15 protein-coding genes are annotated in these 15666 nt (G+C 70.2%); 5 read left to right on the plus strand and 10 right to left on the minus strand.

What is annotated here, in order from left to right; translation table 11 throughout:
- Positions 1-22: 22 nt before the first annotated feature.
- From E3T61_RS21460 to hemE, 9 genes are all read right to left on the minus strand, one after another.
- Positions 23-808 (minus strand): uroporphyrinogen-III synthase, encoded by a 786-nt coding sequence (locus tag E3T61_RS21460; protein WP_134642855.1) that lies wholly within the window; start codon positions 806-808, stop codon positions 23-25.
- Entirely contained in the window at positions 805-1758 is a 954-nt protein-coding gene (gene hemC, locus E3T61_RS21465) for a hydroxymethylbilane synthase (protein WP_134642856.1), read from the minus strand. The genes E3T61_RS21460 and hemC overlap by 4 nt, the downstream gene beginning before the upstream one ends.
- The gene (locus tag E3T61_RS21470; protein WP_134642857.1) at positions 1755-2849 is read right to left on the minus strand and encodes a ferrochelatase; all 1095 of its coding nucleotides are present in this window, start codon (positions 2847-2849) and stop codon (positions 1755-1757) included. The genes hemC and E3T61_RS21470 overlap by 4 nt, the downstream gene beginning before the upstream one ends.
- Positions 2849-3613, minus strand: a complete 765-nt coding sequence (hemQ, locus tag E3T61_RS21475) for a hydrogen peroxide-dependent heme synthase (RefSeq protein WP_134642858.1) — start codon at positions 3611-3613, stop codon at positions 2849-2851. The genes E3T61_RS21470 and hemQ overlap by 1 nt, the downstream gene beginning before the upstream one ends.
- 60 nt (positions 3614-3673) lie before the next feature.
- A complete protein-coding gene (locus E3T61_RS21480) occupies positions 3674-3967 on the minus strand; it encodes a DUF3618 domain-containing protein (RefSeq protein ID WP_134642859.1) in 294 nt (97 codons plus the stop codon).
- Positions 3957-4373: a phage holin family protein gene (locus E3T61_RS21485; protein WP_166793357.1), complete on the minus strand. Its 417-nt coding sequence runs from the start codon at positions 4371-4373 to the stop codon at positions 3957-3959. Before E3T61_RS21485 ends, E3T61_RS21480 begins: the two co-directional genes overlap by 11 nt.
- A gap of 31 nt (positions 4374-4404) precedes the next feature.
- On the minus strand, positions 4405-4812 hold the full coding sequence (locus E3T61_RS22045) for a hypothetical protein (RefSeq protein ID WP_166793358.1): 408 nt from the start codon (positions 4810-4812) through the stop codon (positions 4405-4407).
- A 91-nt stretch (positions 4813-4903) separates the two neighbouring features.
- A complete protein-coding gene (locus tag E3T61_RS21495; protein ID WP_134642861.1) occupies positions 4904-6436 on the minus strand; it encodes a protoporphyrinogen/coproporphyrinogen oxidase in 1533 nt (510 codons plus the stop codon).
- Positions 6437-6518: 82 nt separating this feature from the next.
- Positions 6519-7676 carry a uroporphyrinogen decarboxylase gene (hemE, locus tag E3T61_RS21500; RefSeq protein WP_134642902.1) on the minus strand — a complete coding sequence of 386 codons (1158 nt, stop codon included), beginning with the start codon at positions 7674-7676 and terminating at the stop codon, positions 6519-6521.
- Positions 7677-7749: 73 nt separating this feature from the next.
- Here hemE and E3T61_RS21505 point away from each other — a divergent pair, with 73 nt between their 5' ends.
- Positions 7750-9150 carry a glutamyl-tRNA reductase gene (locus tag E3T61_RS21505; RefSeq protein ID WP_134642862.1) on the plus strand — a complete coding sequence of 467 codons (1401 nt, stop codon included), beginning with the start codon at positions 7750-7752 and terminating at the stop codon, positions 9148-9150.
- Positions 9151-9201: 51 nt separating this feature from the next.
- Positions 9202-10248, plus strand: coding sequence for an alcohol dehydrogenase catalytic domain-containing protein (locus tag E3T61_RS21510; protein ID WP_134642863.1), 1047 nt, complete (start codon positions 9202-9204; stop codon positions 10246-10248).
- Positions 10249-10472: 224 nt separating this feature from the next.
- Here E3T61_RS21510 and E3T61_RS21520 read toward each other — a convergent pair whose 3' ends face one another.
- Positions 10473-11858: a glycine--tRNA ligase gene (locus tag E3T61_RS21520; RefSeq protein ID WP_134642864.1), complete on the minus strand. Its 1386-nt coding sequence runs from the start codon at positions 11856-11858 to the stop codon at positions 10473-10475.
- Positions 11859-12061: 203 nt separating this feature from the next.
- On the opposite strand from E3T61_RS21520, the gene E3T61_RS21525 reads away from it, so the two are divergent.
- The 3 genes from E3T61_RS21525 to E3T61_RS21535 all read left to right on the plus strand — a co-directional run bounded on the left by E3T61_RS21525 (position 12062) and on the right by E3T61_RS21535 (position 15608).
- Entirely contained in the window at positions 12062-12967 is a 906-nt protein-coding gene (locus E3T61_RS21525) for a polysaccharide deacetylase family protein (RefSeq protein ID WP_134642865.1), read from the plus strand.
- Positions 12968-13102: 135 nt separating this feature from the next.
- On the plus strand, positions 13103-15385 hold the full coding sequence (locus tag E3T61_RS21530) for a carbon starvation CstA family protein (protein ID WP_134642866.1): 2283 nt from the start codon (positions 13103-13105) through the stop codon (positions 15383-15385).
- A 13-nt stretch (positions 15386-15398) separates the two neighbouring features.
- Positions 15399-15608 (plus strand): YbdD/YjiX family protein, encoded by a 210-nt coding sequence (locus E3T61_RS21535; RefSeq protein ID WP_134642867.1) that lies wholly within the window; start codon positions 15399-15401, stop codon positions 15606-15608.
- Positions 15609-15666: the final 58 nt, after the last annotated feature.

Here is a 15666-nt window from a genome sequence, read left to right on the forward strand (position 1 = left end):
GTCGGGCCCTGGTGCCGCTCCGTTACAGGTCGCGGGGGGCGAGGCGCACGAGGGCCTCGATGAGGGACTCGGCGCTGCGCTCGTCGGCGACGACGTCGACGCGCAGGCCGATGGCCGCCGCATCCTTCGCCGTGCGCGGGCCGATGCAGGCCACCAGGGTGGTCGTGGGGATCGGGCCGAGCTGGTCCTGCACCTGCTGGGCCACGCTGCCACTGGTGACCAGCACCGCGTGCACCCGGCCGGCCTTGACGTCGGCGACGACCCGGTCGGAGACCGGGACGCCCACGGTGCGGTACGCCACGACCGACTCGACGTCGTGGCCGATCCGGCGCAGGCCCTCGGTGAGCAGCGGCTTGGCGATCTCCGAGCGCAGGGTGAGCACCCGAAGCGGGATGACGCCGTGGGTGGCGGCCTCCCAGTCGGCCAGCAGGCCCTTGGCGGAGTTGTCCTCCGACGGCACGATATCGACGTGGTAGCCGGCGGCCACGAGCGCGGCGGCGGTGGTCTCACCGACCGCGGCGATGCGGGTACCCGGCGCCACGACGGCGCGGTGCGAGGAGAGCACGTCGACGGTGGTGGCGCTGGTGACGGTCATCCAGTCGAAGTCGCCGGCGGCGAGCTTGGCCAGCGCCGTGTCGAGTGCGGCGGCGTCGTCGGTGGGGGCGAAGTTGATCATCGGTGCCACGATCGGCAGGGCACCACGGCTGCGCAGGTTCGCCGCGACCTGGTCGCCCCATGGCCCGCCGCGCGGCACGAGGACGCGCCAGCCGGCCAAGGGCTTGTCGGGGTTGTGCCGTACGGCGCTCACGAGGTCACCGACAGGGGGGCGAACTCGGCGGCGCCGCCGGCCAGAAGCTCACGGGCGGCGCGCTCGGCGACGTCCAGGGCGGCATCCTGCAGGTCGGCGGTGGAGTGTGATTCGGGAGTCGCGGCGTGCGAGGCCGTGATCCGGCGGGTGCCGTCCGGGCTGTACACGGTGGCGGTGAGGAACAGCAGGCCGTCATCGATCACGGCGGTCGCACCGATCGGTGCCGCGCAGCCGGCCTCGAGCCGGGCGAGCACGTGGCGCTCGGCCGTGACGGTGGCCTGGGTGGTGGCGTGGTTGAGCACGGCGAGGGCCTTGGTGAGCAGCCGGTCGGGCTTGCCCTCCCGCACCTCGATGGCCAGGGCGCCCTGGCCGGGCGCGGTGGGCCAGTCGGAAAGCTCAAGGTAGTCGGTGGCCACATTCTCGAGCAGGCCAAGCCGGCCGAGGCCCGCGGCGGCGAGCACGACGGCATGCAGGGTCTCGTCGGTGACCAGGGCGAGGCGGGTACCCACGTTGCCGCGGATGTCGACGACCTCGAGGTCCGGGCGCATTTCACGCAGCTGCGCGACACGGCGCGGCGAACCGGTGCCGACCTTGGCGCCCTCCGGCAGCGTGGCGAGGGTGAAGCCGTCGCGTGCGCAGAGCACGTCCCTGGCGTCGGCGCGTTTGGGCGTTGCCCCGATGGCCAGGCCCGCGTACGGGTCGGTGGGCAGGTCCTTGAACGAGTGCACGACAACGTCGCATTCGTCATTCAGCAGCGCCTCACGCAGGGCGCTGGCGAAGACGCCGGTGCCGCCGAGGCTGGAGAGCGACTCGCGGGACACGTCGCCGTGTGTGGTGATCGGGATGATCTCCACGTCTCCGCCGATGGCCGCCTGAATACGATTCGCGACCGCCGTGGTCTGGGCCATGGCCAGGGCGCTGCCCCGGGTGCCGACGCGGATGACGCTCACGGCGCGATTCCAGCGACCGCCGGCTTGAAGCCGAGGCGCACGTTCTCGCAGCAGCCCGGGCGGCAGACGTCGTACCAGGGGCCGAGGTCGGTCAGGGCGGGGCGGTCCTCGGCAGGCACGTCGTTCAGACGTTCCTCGACCAGGTCGATCAGCCCGCTCACGTAGACCGGGTCGGCGCCGGGGGTGGGCACCCGCACCGAGAACAGACCGTGCTCCTTGGCCGTTTCGGTGGCCTCGTTGTCGAGGTCCCACATGACCTCCATGTGGTCGCTGACGAAGCCGAGCGGCACGATGACGACGGCGCGGATGCCGCGCGCCGGCAGCAGCGCGATGGCGTCGTTGATGTCGGGCTCGAGCCACGGCATGCTGGGCGGGCCGCTGCGGGACTGGTACACCAGTTGCCACGAGGATTCGAGGCCCTGCATGACCACGTCGGCCACGGCCATGTGCTGGGCGGCATAGGCGCCGTCGGGGCCGAAGCCACGCTCGGCCGGTCCGCTCTTGGCTGCGTCGGTGGACGGAATCGAGTGCGTCGAGAACAGCACCTCGACCTCGGTGGCGAGGTCGATGCCGGGAATCTGGGCCTCGATGTCGGCCAGGCCCTGGCGCACACCCGTGATGAACGGGGTGACGAAGCCGGGGTGGTCGAAGAACTGGCGGATCTTGTCGATCTGCACGGTGCCGGCGAGCCCGGTCGAATCCAGCGCCTGGGCGAAGTCCTCCCGGTACTGGCGGCAGCCGGAGTACGAGCTGTACGCACTCGTGGCGATGGCAAGCAGGCGGTCCTGGCCGTTGGCGTGCGCCTCGGCGATGGTGTCGGGCAGGTAGGGCGCCCAGTTGCGGTTGCCCCAGATCACCGGGATCTCGATGCCCCGGCGGTCCAGCTCGGCCTGCAGGGCGGCCCGCAATACACGGTTCTGCTGATTGATGGGGCTGATGCCGCCGAAGTGGCGGTAGTGCACCGCGACCTCTTCGAGGCGTTCCTCGGGGATGCCGCGGCCGCGGGTGACGTTGCGCAGGAACGGGATCACGTCGTCCTGGCCCTCTGGTCCACCGAAGCCGGCGAGCAGGATGGCGTCGTAGCTCGTCATTACTGCAGCACCTCGACCAGCTCGGCGGTGGTGATGCGCCGCCCCGTGTAGAACGGCACCTCTTCGCGCACGTGCATGCGGGCGTCGGTGGCGCGGAGCTCGCGCATCAGGTCGACCAGCTCGGTGAGCTCGTCGGACTCGATCGGCAGCAGCCACTCGTAGTCGCCGAGGGCGAACGAGGAGACGGTGTTGGCGATGGCCCCGCGGAACGCGGCACCCTTGCGGCCGTGGTCGGCGAGCATCTGGCTGCGCTCGGCCTCCGGCAGCAGGTACCACTCGTAGCTGCGCACGAACGGGTAGACGGTGAGCCAGCCCTTGGGCTCGACACCGCGGAGGAATCCGGGCACGTGGCTCTTGTTGAACTCGGCGTCGCGGTGCACCCCCATGGCGTTCCAGGTGGGCAGCAGGCTCTTGAGCAGGCGGCTGCGACGCAGCTCCCGGTTAGCCCACTGCAGGGTCTGGGCCTCGTCGGCGTGGGTCCAGAGCATCACGTCGGCGTCGGCCCGGAGGCCGGACACGTCGTAGATCCCGCGCAGGGTCACGCCCTCGGCTTCGACGAGGGCGATGATGTCGTCGAGCTCGTCGACGAAACGCGGTACGTCACGGCCGTCGAGATCGTCGGGGTTGGACGGGTCCTTGCGCAGCACAGTGAAGAGGGTGAATCCGGAGGGGGAGGCCTCGGTGGGTTCAGCCTCTGACGAGGTGTGTGAAGCGGGGGTGGGCGTGGTCTTGTCTACTGCCTCTCCGGCAGCCGGGTGAGTCATGTCTACTAGTCTCTACCGCTTTGCCCGGAGAGCCAAAAGTAGCCCAGCCCACCCGGCCGTTCAGCGGCGGTCGAGGACCGTCTTGACGCCCCACCAGACGACGGTGCCCACCGCGGCAGCAGCGCCGAGGGCGATGCCGGCCAGGGCGACGGGGTTGTCATCGCCGAGCCTGTGCAGGCCCAGGGTGAAGCGCCGGGTGTTGATCTTGATCTGCTTGGGCACGTTGAGCTTGTACTCGATGGCGTCGAGGGTGCCGGCGAGCGCGGCACGCGCCCGGTCGGCTTCGGCGCGCAGTTCGGCCGTGCTCCGGTGGTCGGGGGCGGTGTCCGGGGTGGTGTCCTTGTCAGTGCTCATATTCGCCAACTCCCTTGAATGCGTTGACGTCCTTCTGGATGCTCGCGGTCACGCCCTCCGGATCATGGCTGGTGCCCTTCTTGACCCGGTTGAGCCCGATCAGGGCCAGGATCACCGCGATGAGGAGCAGCGCGACGGCCACGATCAGCGCCGCCAGCCAGAGCGGCAGCACCAGGTCGAGCGCGATGACGGCCAACGCGATGAACACGATGACCGCGAAGAATGCGAACACCGCCGCGCCGATGAACAGGCCCAGGCCGATGCCGACATTCTTCGCCTTGCCGGAGATGTCGGCCTTGAAGGCGTCGATCTCAGCCTTGACCAGATCGATGATCTGGCCAGGAAGCTCACTGAGGAGCGTGAACAGTGACTGCTTGCTTTTGGGGTTGTACCCGCTGTTGCTCACTGGCATCCTTCCTTGGACTGTCGTCGTGAGGTTACTGCGCGGCCGTGGTGTCGTCTGCGGTCTGCGCGGACTCGGCCGCGGAGGTGGCAGAGGCCGCGGCGGACTTGGCGGACTTCGTGGCGGAGGCGGCGGCCTTGGTGGCCGCAGTGGCCTCGCCGGGCTTGATACCGGACCTGGATGCCGGGGCTTCCTTGGTCTTGTCGGACTTGTTCGCAACGGCCGAGGCGACCTTCTTGCCCGCTTCGTACAGGGCGCCGGGCACGTCGCCGACGCGTTCGAGGGCGAAGTCCTTGACCTCGTTCACCCGGCGCTGTACGGGAGGCCGGTTCCACAGGTCTGAGGCGGCCGACGCGATCTGGTCGTATCGCTTACGTCCGGCGCGTGCACCCAGCACGTAGCCGACGAGGCCACCCGTGATGAAAAGAAGCTTTCCCCGCATTGTGACTCCATTCCTTTACGTTCATGTAGTGTCCCAGCGTAACCCCCCGGCACGGAGAGGCCCATATGTGCAACGCCTGAAACAGTCCTGATCAGAGGTCTAGCACTGCCCGTCTGCCGCGGATACCCGCGGCGAGCGCATCGGGGATCACCGAGGCCAGGCCGGTGCCGGAGAGCCATCCGCCCGTGACGTCGAGGCCGGCTGTGGCCTCCACCGTCTCGCGCACCCGGCGGATGCGCTCGGGCGCGCCGATCGTGGCGGGCGAGAGGCCGTCGCTCCACAGGGTGCGGGCGAATCCCACAACCGGGGCTCCGGCGAGGTCGACGCCGAGGATCGCCGAGGCGTCGTGCACGGCGAGCTGTTGCAGGTCGGCGTCGCTGAGGCCCAGGGTGGGCACCGGGGCGCCGGCGCGGCCGAAGGAGAGCCGCAGGATGTGCCGGCCGGGTGGGGTGAGGGCATCCACCCAGGCCCATTTGGCCGTGACGTGGGTGATCGCCTTGGCGGTGACCCCGGGGGTGCCCTCGGCCACGAGCGCTCCGGTGCCGCGCGGGTGCGCGTCCAGCGACGGCGCGTCGAGCACCAGGGTGGCCAGTTCGACGGCGGCCGGCGCCGGCCAGCCCAGGGCTGCGAGGGCGGCGAAATCGGCGCCGAGCGGGGCCAAGAGGCCCAGGGCTGCTGCGGCGGGAACGGCGAGGATCACGTGCCGGGCCTCGATCGTGCGGGGCTCGGCGGGCGTGGTGGGTGCGTCGGCCTCGGCAGCCGCGTCACCGGCTGCGGCGTCGGCATCCGTCGTCGGGGCGAACTCGACGACCCAGCTGCGGCTGGTCGTCTGGCTGCCGTCCGCGCCGGTCTTGGGCACGTCGACCGGTGTGAAGCCGGTCACGGCGGCGTGCGTGCGGATCTGGACGTCGTAGCGCCCGAGGTCGGCGACCAGGGCGTCGACCAGGCGGTGCATGCCGCCGTTCAGCCCGCGCACTGCGGAACCGGCCGGCGCGGCTGTGCGCATCGCGGTGACCGCGCCGGAGAGGGACCCTGCCGAGGTGAGGGCGCGGTTGAGGCCTGGGGCCACGACGTCGACCTCGAGATCGGCGGCCGCGGTGGCGTAGACCCCGCCGGCGACCGGGTTGACCAGGCGATCGAGCACCTTCTGGCCCATCCGCTTGCTCACGAGCGCGCCCAGGCTGTGCTCCCGGCCGATCTTGAGCACCGGAATCAGCCGGTCGGCGTAGGCGCGGAGCGCCCCGGACCAGCCGATCGCGAGGCGCACGTCCTCGGCCAGCGGCGACCCGGGGATGCCGAGCACGCCGGCCTTGGGCAGCGGCACCGACACGGGGGCGCCGCCGGGGCGGTGTCCGGGCAGGTGCAGCCAGGCGCCGGCCGGGTTCGGCTCGACGATCTGATCGGTGAGGCCGAGGTCGGCGATGAACGCCGCCACGGTGTTGCCGCGCACGGCGAAGCTCTCTGCTCCGGCGTCCAGCTGCAGGCCGGCGACCTCGTGGCCGGCCACGGCCCCGCCGAGCGTGCCTGCCGCCTCCAGCACGACAACGCTGAGACCGAGGTGGGCGCACTCGCGGGCGGCCACCAGACCGGCGACACCTCCGCCGATGACCAAGACGTCCTTCATGACCTTGCTTTCCGCCGGCGTCTGCGGCCGGCACGGGCTCTGGTGAGCGATGCTCTGGTGAGCTGCTCCCTGAAGCGGTGCGCTACGAGGCTGTGCTCTCCGCGGGGGTGTGAGTTGACGTGGTTTCGTGCACGAACTTCACCAGCCGGGTGAGCACGTCGGGGTTCGTCTCCGGCGGCACACCGTGGCCGAGGTTGAGCACGTGGGACGGCGCCGTACGGCCACGCTCGAGCACGTCGAGGACATGCGCCTCGAGCACCGACCACGGCGCGTTCAGCAGTGCGGGGTCGATGTTGCCCTGCACGGGCACGACGCCGCCGAGGCGCCGGCTGGCCTCATCCAGGGGCACCCGGTAGTCCACGCCGACGACGTCGGCGCCGATACCGTGCATGGCCTTGAGCAGCTCGCCGGTGCCGACACCGAAGTGCACGACCGGAACGTTACGGCGGATCGACTCCGGGTCGGCGGCCAGGTCGGCGGCGGACTCCAGATAGGTGAGGTCGCGCACGTGTGCGATCGCGGCGGTGGACGCCGGGGCGACGAAGCGGCTGTAGTCATTGAGCGAGAGAGCGCCGGCCCAGGAGTCGAACAGCTGCGCGGCGCTGGCACCGGCGAGCACCTGGGCGCGGAGGAACCGGCCGGTCACCTCAGCGGTCCAGGCCATCAGCTTGGCCCAGGCCTCGGGGTCGGAGTGCATCAGGGTGCGGGCGTGGATGTGGTCCTTGGACGGCCCGCCCTCGACGATGTACGCGGCGAGGGTGAACGGTGCCCCGGCGAAGCCGATCAGCGGGGTGGAGCCCAGCGCGGCGACGGTGAGGGCGACGGCCTCGCTGATGGGGGCCAGCGCGGTGTCGAGCACGGCAGGGTCAAGGGCGATGAGGCGGTCGACGTCCGCGGCGGTGCGCACGGCCTCGGCGAGCACCGGGCCCTTGCCGGCGACGATCTCCACGTCGACGCCCACGAGCTTGAGCGGCACGACGATGTCGCTGAACAGGATGCCCGCGTCGACGCCGTGCCGGCGGATCGGCTGCAGGGTGATCTCGCTGGCCATGGCGGGGTCGAGGCAGGCGTCGAGCATCCGAGTGCCCACTCGCAGTTCGCGGTACTCGGGCAGGGAGCGGCCGGCCTGGCGCATGAACCACACCGGGGTCACGGCGGGGCGGGTGCCCTGGTAGGCCCGCACCAGGCGGGAGTCCGAGGTGAGGCCGGAAGAAAGTGGGTGCGTCGTCTCGAGGTTCATCACGCTCGATTGTCCTCTACATAAGCTGGGGGAACGATTCGAGGTGTTGTTCGACACAACGTAGAATCAAGCGGTGTTGATTTGTCTGTCCGCGAACCACAAGAACTCCAGCTTCGACGTGCTCGAAAAGCTGTCTGTGGGCGCGGATGCAGCGGCGGGCGGGATGCTCACGGGTCACGACGCTCTCAACGGGGCCGTGGTCGTGGCCACCTGCAACCGCTTCGAGGCCTACCTCGATCTCGACGAACCGTTCGGGGTCTCCCCGCTTCCCGCTGTGTATGCCGCGATCGACGCCGTGAGCGCGAGCACCGGCGTCAGCGCCGCGCTCCTGCGCGACACGCTCGACCTCGTGCACGGCAACGGCGTGGCCGAGCACCTGTTCGCCGTGACCAGCGGGCTCGAGTCCGTCGTGGTCGGCGAGGGCGAGATCGCCGGGCAGGTGCGCCGTTCCCTCGAGGAGGCCCGCGCCGCCGGAACCACCAGCCCCGAACTCGAGCGGCTGTTCCAGCGTGCCTCGCAGACCTCCCGCGGCGTGAAGAACCGCACCGGCATCGGCGCCGCCGGTCGCTCGCTCGTGCGCCTCGCGCTGGAACTGGCGGAGAGCCGGGTCACCGACTGGGCGCACACCCGGGTGCTGCTGGTGGGCACGGGTCGGTACGCCGGCGCGTCGCTGGCGGCCCTCCGCGACCTCGGCGTCACCGACGTGCGGGTCTACTCGCCGTCCGGCCGCGCCGTGAAGTTCGCCACCGCACACGACATCGGGGCCGTGCCGACGGATGCCGCCGAACTGGCCACCGAGACCGCGCTGGCCGACCTGATCCTCACCTGCACCACCGTGGAGCACCACGTCATCGACGCGGGCATCCTCACCGCCGGCCGCGCCCTCATGGCCGCGAAGCACGCCGCGGAGGTCCCTCCGCTGATGGCCGGGCCGGATGCCGTGCGCTCGTGCCCGGTCGGCACCGAGCCGGAGGCCGCCCGCCAGCTGATCATCGACCTCGGTCTGCCCCGCAACGTGGACCCCGACGTCAGCGACGTGCCCGGAGTGGAGCTGCTCGACCTGGAGACCATCCGCATCCACGCGCCCCTCGAACAGCTCAACGCCACCAGCGAGGCGCGCAAGCTGGTGGGGCGGGCCGCCAAGAAATTCTCCGCCGTGGCCGAGGAGCAGAGCCTGGCACCGGCCGTCGTGGCCCTGCGCTCCCACGTCTTCGACATCCTCGACGGTGAGATCGAGCGGGCCAGAAAGCGCGGCGACAGCAGCGAGGCGACCGAGTCCGCCCTGCGGCACCTCGCCGGCGTGCTGCTGCACACCCCGATGGTCCGTTCCCGCGAGCTGGCCAGGGCCGGCGATCAGGATGCGTTCCTCGGCGGCCTCGGCGCCCTCTTCGGTATCGAGATCGCCCTGCCGGAGTCGACGGTGGCACCCGTCGAGCTGCCCGGGGTGGTCGGCATCTCCGACGCCGCGTCCTGACGTGCGCGGAACATCGGCCTGGTCCGCTTTCGCGGCTGACGTGGTTCTGACGTGAAGGCAGTCTGGTTCGATCGGTTCGGGGAGCTGCCCGTCCTGCGCGAGGTGGCCGACCCGGAGCCCAGCGCCGCCGGCGTCGTGGTGCGGGTCGAGGCCACCGGGCTCTGCCGCAGCGACTGGCACGGCTGGCTGGGCCACGACGACGGCATCGCCCTGCCGCACGTTCCAGGCCACGAGCTCGTCGGCGTGATCGATGCCGTCGGCCCGCTGGTGCGACGGTTCACGGTGGGCCAGCGGGTCACCGTGCCGTTCGTCTGCGCCTGCGGCGACTGCCCGGAATGCGCCGGAGGCAACGCCCAGGTCTGTCGTAACCAGACGCAGCCCGGTTTCACCCACTGGGGCTCGTACGCCGAACGGGTCGCGCTGCACCACGCCGACGTGAACCTGATCGCGGTACCGGATGCCCTCGACGCCGGCGCCGCCGCGCTGCTCGGCTGCCGGTTCGCCACGTCGTACCGCGGTCTCGTGCACCAGGCAAAACTGGTGGCGGGCGAAACCCTCGTGGTGATCGGTTGCGGCGGGGTGGGCCTGTCGGCCGTGATGATCGGGGCGGCGCTTGGCGCCCGGGTGATCGCCGTCGATATCAGCGTGGACGCCCTGGCCGCTTCGGCCCGCGCCGGCGCCGCCTATACGGTCAACTCCAGCGGTATGACCGACGCCAAGGTGGTGGAGCGGGTGCGCCTGTTCGCCCCCGAAGGCGCCCAGGTGTCGGTGGAGGCGCTCGGCCGGGAGAGCACCGTGGGCATCGCCATCCGCTCGCTGGCCACCCGCGGGCGGCACGTGCAGATCGGCCTGCTCGCCGAAGACCCCCGCCTGCCCCTCGGCCTGGTGATCGGCCGCGAGCTCGCCGTGCTCGGCAGCCACGGCATGCCCGCCGGCGACTACCCGGAGCTGATGGCGCTCGTGGCCAGCGGCAAACTGCGCCCGCAGGACCTGATCAGCCACCGCATCCCGTTGGCGGATGCGCCGGCGGCCCTGGCCGCCATGTCGGCGCCGCTGCCCACCGCCGGTGTCACCCTGATCGACCTGACGCTGCCGTAACACCGCCGGGGCGCGGCATTGCGGAGGGCTGCCTTGCGGAGGGCTGCCTTGCGGAGGGCTGCACAGGCACACGCAGAGGGCGAAGGGCGCGGCATCCGGAGCTATGCGGGTGGCGCGCCGGTAGGCGGGTGGCACGCCACCCGCACAGCGGCGCCTACCCCGCAGAACGCGTTATGCGGGTCAGGCGCCGCTATGCGGGTCAGGCGCCGGATGCGGCGGGGCGGTTACGCTCCGCGCAGGCGCACGGCCAGGTAGGCGTCCAGCTCGGCGAGGGGCACGCGCTCCTGCGCCATGGTGTCGCGGTCGCGCACGGTCACGGCCTGGTCCTCGAGCGAGTCGAAGTCCACCGTGATGCAGTACGGGGTGCCGATCTCGTCTTGGCGGCGGTACCGGCGGCCGATGGCGCCGGCGTCGTCGAAGTCCACGTTCCACGATTCGCGGAGGCGCGCAGCGAGCGAGCGGGCCATCGGCGAGAGGGCCTCGTTGCGCGAGAGCGGCAGCACGGCGGCCTTGATCGGGGCCAGGCGCGGGTCGAGCTTGAGCACGGTGCGCTTGTCGACGCCGCCCTTCGCGTTGGGCACTTCCTCCTCGTGGTAGGCATCCACCAGGAACGCCATCAGCGAACGGGTGAGGCCGGCCGCGGGCTCGATCACGTACGGGACCCAGCGCTCGTTCTTGGTCTGGTCGAAGTAGGAGAGGTCCTTGCCGGATGCCTCGGAGTGCGTCTTGAGGTCGAAGTCGGTGCGGTTGGCCACACCCTCGAGCTCGCCGAACTCGCTGCCGGAGAAGCCGAAGCGGTACTCGATGTCGACGGTGCGCTTGGAGTAGTGCGAGAGCTTCTCCTGAGCGTGTTCGAACAGGCGCAGGTTCTCCGGGTTGATGCCGAGGCCGGTGTACCAGCCCATCCGCTGGTCGATCCAGTACTGGTGCCACTCCTCGTCGGTGCCGGGCTCGACGAAGAATTCCATCTCCATCTGCTCGAACTCGCGGGTGCGGAAAATGAAGTTTCCGGGGGTGATCTCGTTGCGGAAGCTCTTGCCGATCTGGCCGATGCCGAACGGGGGCTTCATGCGCGCGGCCTGCAGCACATTGGCGAAGTTCACGAAGATGCCCTGAGCGGTCTCGGGGCGGAGGTAGACCATGCCGGCCTCTTCGTCGACCGGGCCGAGGAAGGTCTTGAGCAGGCCGGAGAACGCGCGCGGCTCGGTCCACGTGTGCCGGTTGCCGCAGTTGGGGCAGGCGATGCCGTCGATGCCGCCCTCGGGGGCGCGGCCCTTCTTCTCCTCGAACTCCTCGACGAGGTGGTCCTCGCGGAAGCGCTTGTGGCAACTGGTGCACTCCACCAGCGGGTCGGAGAAGACCTCGACGTGACCGGAGGCCTCCCAGACCTTACGCGGCAGGATGACAGAGGAGTCCAGGCCCACGACGTCGTCGCGGCTGGTGACCATGAAGCGCCACCACTGCTTCTTGATGTTCTCCTTGAGCTCCACACCGAGGGGCCCGTAGTCCCAGGCCGACCGGCTACCGCCGTAGATCTCACCGGCCTGGAAGACGAAGCCGCGGTGGCGGGCGAGGGCGATGACGGAATCAAGACGGGAAAGTGCGGCCACGGTGGCTCCAATGGTCCAAAAGGATGGTCAAAACGCCGGGCAGGGCCCGGGTACGGATTTGTCCATTTTAGCGATGCGGCCGCGGCCCCCGATTACGGGCGTTGCCGACCCACCCGCACGGGCGATATCGTCGACTCGTTCGACCCGCACCGGGCCGGTTCCGCTCTCTCGGCTCCATCGACCGGCTCCGGGGGGAGGACCGCGTGCGACAGGCACCAGACCAGGCAGCAGACCCGGCAGCACGCCCCTCGCCGTCGGCCGGCACGCGGCCGGACGGCCCCGCCCTCAGCCGGCGCACCGTGCTCGTGTCGCTGGGGCTGACCCTCACCCTCGCCGGCTGCGCCGCCCTCGCGCCCACCCCGACGGCCGCCCCGGTCGCCGCCGTGACCCCGACGCCCAGCCCCCTCCCCCGGCCGCTGCCCGGTGCGATCCCGCCGCCCGCGCCCCTCCGCCAGCCCGCGCCCGGCCTCCTGCGGGTGCCGGTGCCGCCAGGCACCCTCTCCGAGTTGCCGGGCGAGGGCGCCTTGCTGGCCTGGACCGTCGACGACGGTTCCAGCAGTGAGGTGGTGGCCCGGTACATCCGTTTTGCCGCCGAGACCGGCACCCGGCTCACCCTCTTCGTCACCGGCTGCTACGACTCCTGGACCGACAACGCCGAAGCGCTGCGACCACTCGTGCAGTCCGGCCAGATCCAGCTCGGCAACCACACCTGGTCGCACCCCGACCTCAGCACCCTCGGCGACGCCGATGTCAGCTCCGAGCTCGGCCGCAACCACGACTTCATCACCGACACGTTCGGGGTGGATGCCCGCCCCTTCTTCCGGCCGCCGTACGGGGTACACGACGCCAGGGTGGATGCCCTCGCCGCCGACCTCGGCTATACGGTGCCGACCACCTGGTACGGCTCGTTGTCGGACTCCGGGCTCATCACCGAACAACAGGTGGTGGACTTCGCGACCACCTGGTTCCTGCCGCAGCGCATCGTGATCGGGCACCTCAACTTCGAACCGGTGACCAACGTGTTCGGCCAAATGACCGGCCTGCTGCACGACCGGGGCCTGACAACGGTCACCCTCAACGACGTCTTCACCAGCACCGCACACCCCTGAGCGAGGCCGGCGGGGTGGGCCTCCTGCCGACACGCGCGGGACCAAAGGCCCCTCCTGAGGAGTTCTCGGCTGTTAGCGTTGCGTAAGTTACCCGGCAATCAGCTGTGAGTTTCTCTGCATCTCAAAGGGGAGAATATGGACGCTACGTCCAAGATTCCGCACGACGCGATCGACGAACCAGACCTCACCCAGGACCCCGCGCTGCCGCCGGTGGCCTTGGACCCGACAATCCACGAGGCTGAAGAAGCCCACTGGACTCCGGTGAAGATCGCGATCTGGGTGGCCATCGCTCTGCTCGGCGGACTGAGCTGGGTGATGCTGGCCGTGGTGCGCGGCGAGACCGTGAACGCCATCTGGTTCGTCTTCGCCGCGATCTGCACCTACCTGATCGGCTACCGGTTCTACTCCAACTACATCCAGAAGCACCTGCTGCGCCCGGATGACCGTCGGGCCACACCCGCCGAGTACAAGGCCGACGGCAAGGACTACGCCGCGACCGACCGCCGGGTGCTCTTCGGCCACCACTTCGCCGCCATCGCCGGCGCCGGCCCCCTGGTGGGCCCGGTACTCGCCGCCCAGATGGGCTACCTGCCCGGCACGATCTGGATCATCGTCGGCGTGGTCTTCGCCGGCGCCGTGCAGGACTACCTGGTGCTGTTCTTCTCGATGCGTCGCGGCGGCCGCTCGCTGGGCCAGATGGCCCGCGACGAGCTCGGCCGGGTCGGCGGCACCGCCGCCCTGATCGCCACGCTCACGATCATGGTCATCATCGTGGCCATCCTCGCCCTCGTCGTGACGAACGCCCTCGCCGAAAGCGCCTGGGGCGTCTTCTCGGTCGGCATGACCATCCCGATCGCCCTGTTCATGGGCTGCTACCTGCGGTTCTTCCGACCGGGCAAGGTCACCGAGATCTCGATCATCGGCTTCGTGCTGCTCATCGCCGCGATCGTCGGCGGCGGCGCCATCGCCGGCACCGAGTGGGGCGCTGCGCTCTTCACCGTCGACAAGGTGCCGTTGGCCATCGGAATCATCGTCTACGGCTTCATCGCCGCGATCCTGCCGGTCTGGCTGCTGCTGGCCCCCCGCGACTACCTCTCTACCTTCATGAAGATCGGCACCATCGGCATGCTCGCCGTGGCGATCATCGTCGTGCGGCCCGAGATCACCGTCCCCGCCGTCACCGAGTTCGCCACCAGTGGTGCCGGCCCCGTCGTCAGCGGCACGCTCTTCCCGTTCCTCTTCGTCACCATCGCCTGCGGCGCCCTCTCCGGCTTCCACGCGCTGATCGCCTCCGGCACCACGCCCAAGCTGATCGAGAAGGAACGCCAGACCCGATTCATCGGCTACGGCGGCATGCTGATGGAGTCGTTCGTGGCGATCATGGCACTCGTAGCCGCGCTCTCGATCGACCAGGGCATCTACTACGCCATGAACGCGTCCCCCGCCCTCACGGGCGGCACCGTGCAGGGCGCAGCCGCGTTCGTGAACGGCCTGGGCCTGACCGGCGTGAGTGTCACCCCGGAGCTTCTCGCCCAGACCGCGCTCAACGTGGGCGAGGAGACCATCGTCTCGCGCACCGGCGGCGCGCCGACCCTGTCGGTGGGCCTGGCCAACATCATGCAGCAGGTCGCAGGCGGCAGCGGCATGATGGCGTTCTGGTACCACTTCGCGATCATGTTCGAGGCCCTGTTCATCCTCACCGCAGTGGATGCCGGCACCCGCGTGGCCCGGTTCATGCTGCAGGACAGCCTGGGCAACTTCTTCCCGAAGTTCAAGGACACCTCCTGGCGCACGGGCGCCTGGCTCACCACCGGCATCATGGTGGCGGCCTGGGGTGCTGTGCTCGTGATGGGCGTCACCGACCCGCTCGGCGGCATCAACACCCTGTTCCCGCTGTTCGGCATCGCCAACCAGCTGCTCGCCGCGATCGCTCTGGCCGTGTGCATGGCCATTGTGGCCAAGCGCGGCATGTTCAAGTACATCTGGATCGTGGCGGTGCCGCTCGGCTTCGCGGCCGTCGTGACCATCACGGCCTCGATCATGAAGATCTTCTCGACCGTGCCGTCGGTGGGCTACTTCGCGCAGAACGCCGCGTTCTCCAAGGCGCTGGCCGACGGGGAGACGAGCTTCGGCACGGCCACCTCGGTCGCGGCGATGGAGGCCGTTGTGCGCAACACCATGGTGCAGGGCATCCTGTCGATCGTCTTCGTCACGCTCGCCGTCATCGTGATCTTCACCGCGCTGCAGGCCACCTGGAATGCGTGGAAGACCCACTCGAATGCCACCAACGAGGACCTGGCCGTGCCGTCGCGGATCTTCGCGCCGTCCGGCATCATGGCCACCCCGGCAGAGAAGGCCACCCAGGCCCTGTGGGACGCCCGACCGAGCACCGGTAAGCGCAAGACTCGCGAGCACTGATGGCCGGGCGCTGATGGGCGTGGCCACCGCGGTGCGCTCGGCCGTGGCCGGGCTCGCCTGGTACGTCAAGGGGGTCATGGGTGAGGATGCCTACGAGAAGTACTTGGCGCACCACGAGTCGGTGCACGGCACCGATGCCCAGGTGCCCGTGCTGACCGAACGGGAGTTCTGGCGGGACCAGACCGACCGGCAGGACACCAACCCGCAGGGCCGGTGCTGCTGACGCGGCTGACGCCTTCCGACGATCTGTGACTGACGGCCCGCCCGGGTGTGAACCCGGG

Origin of the sequence: Cryobacterium lactosi, assembly GCF_004403945.1 — a bacterium.
In the GTDB taxonomy this organism is placed as follows: Bacteria; Actinomycetota; Actinomycetes; order Actinomycetales; family Microbacteriaceae; genus Cryobacterium; species Cryobacterium lactosi.

What these genes read in the sequence shown, in the direction of transcription:
- E3T61_RS22045 (WP_166793358.1), bottom strand. Translation starts at nt 4,812, where the DNA reads ATGCGGGGAAAGCTTCTTTTCATCACGGGTGGCCTCGTCGGCTACGTG.
- hemQ (WP_134642858.1), bottom strand. Translation starts at nt 3,613, where the DNA reads ATGACTCACCCGGCTGCCGGAGAGGCAGTAGACAAGACCACGCCCACC.
- E3T61_RS21530 (WP_134642866.1), top strand. Translation starts at nt 13,103, where the DNA reads ATGGACGCTACGTCCAAGATTCCGCACGACGCGATCGACGAACCAGAC.
- E3T61_RS21495 (WP_134642861.1), bottom strand. Translation starts at nt 6,436, where the DNA reads ATGAAGGACGTCTTGGTCATCGGCGGAGGTGTCGCCGGTCTGGTGGCC.
- E3T61_RS21535 (WP_134642867.1), top strand. Translation starts at nt 15,399, where the DNA reads ATGGGCGTGGCCACCGCGGTGCGCTCGGCCGTGGCCGGGCTCGCCTGG.
- E3T61_RS21480 (WP_134642859.1), bottom strand. Translation starts at nt 3,967, where the DNA reads ATGAGCACTGACAAGGACACCACCCCGGACACCGCCCCCGACCACCGG.
- hemE (WP_134642902.1), bottom strand. Translation starts at nt 7,676, where the DNA reads ATGAACCTCGAGACGACGCACCCACTTTCTTCCGGCCTCACCTCGGAC.
- E3T61_RS21470 (WP_134642857.1), bottom strand. Translation starts at nt 2,849, where the DNA reads ATGACGAGCTACGACGCCATCCTGCTCGCCGGCTTCGGTGGACCAGAG.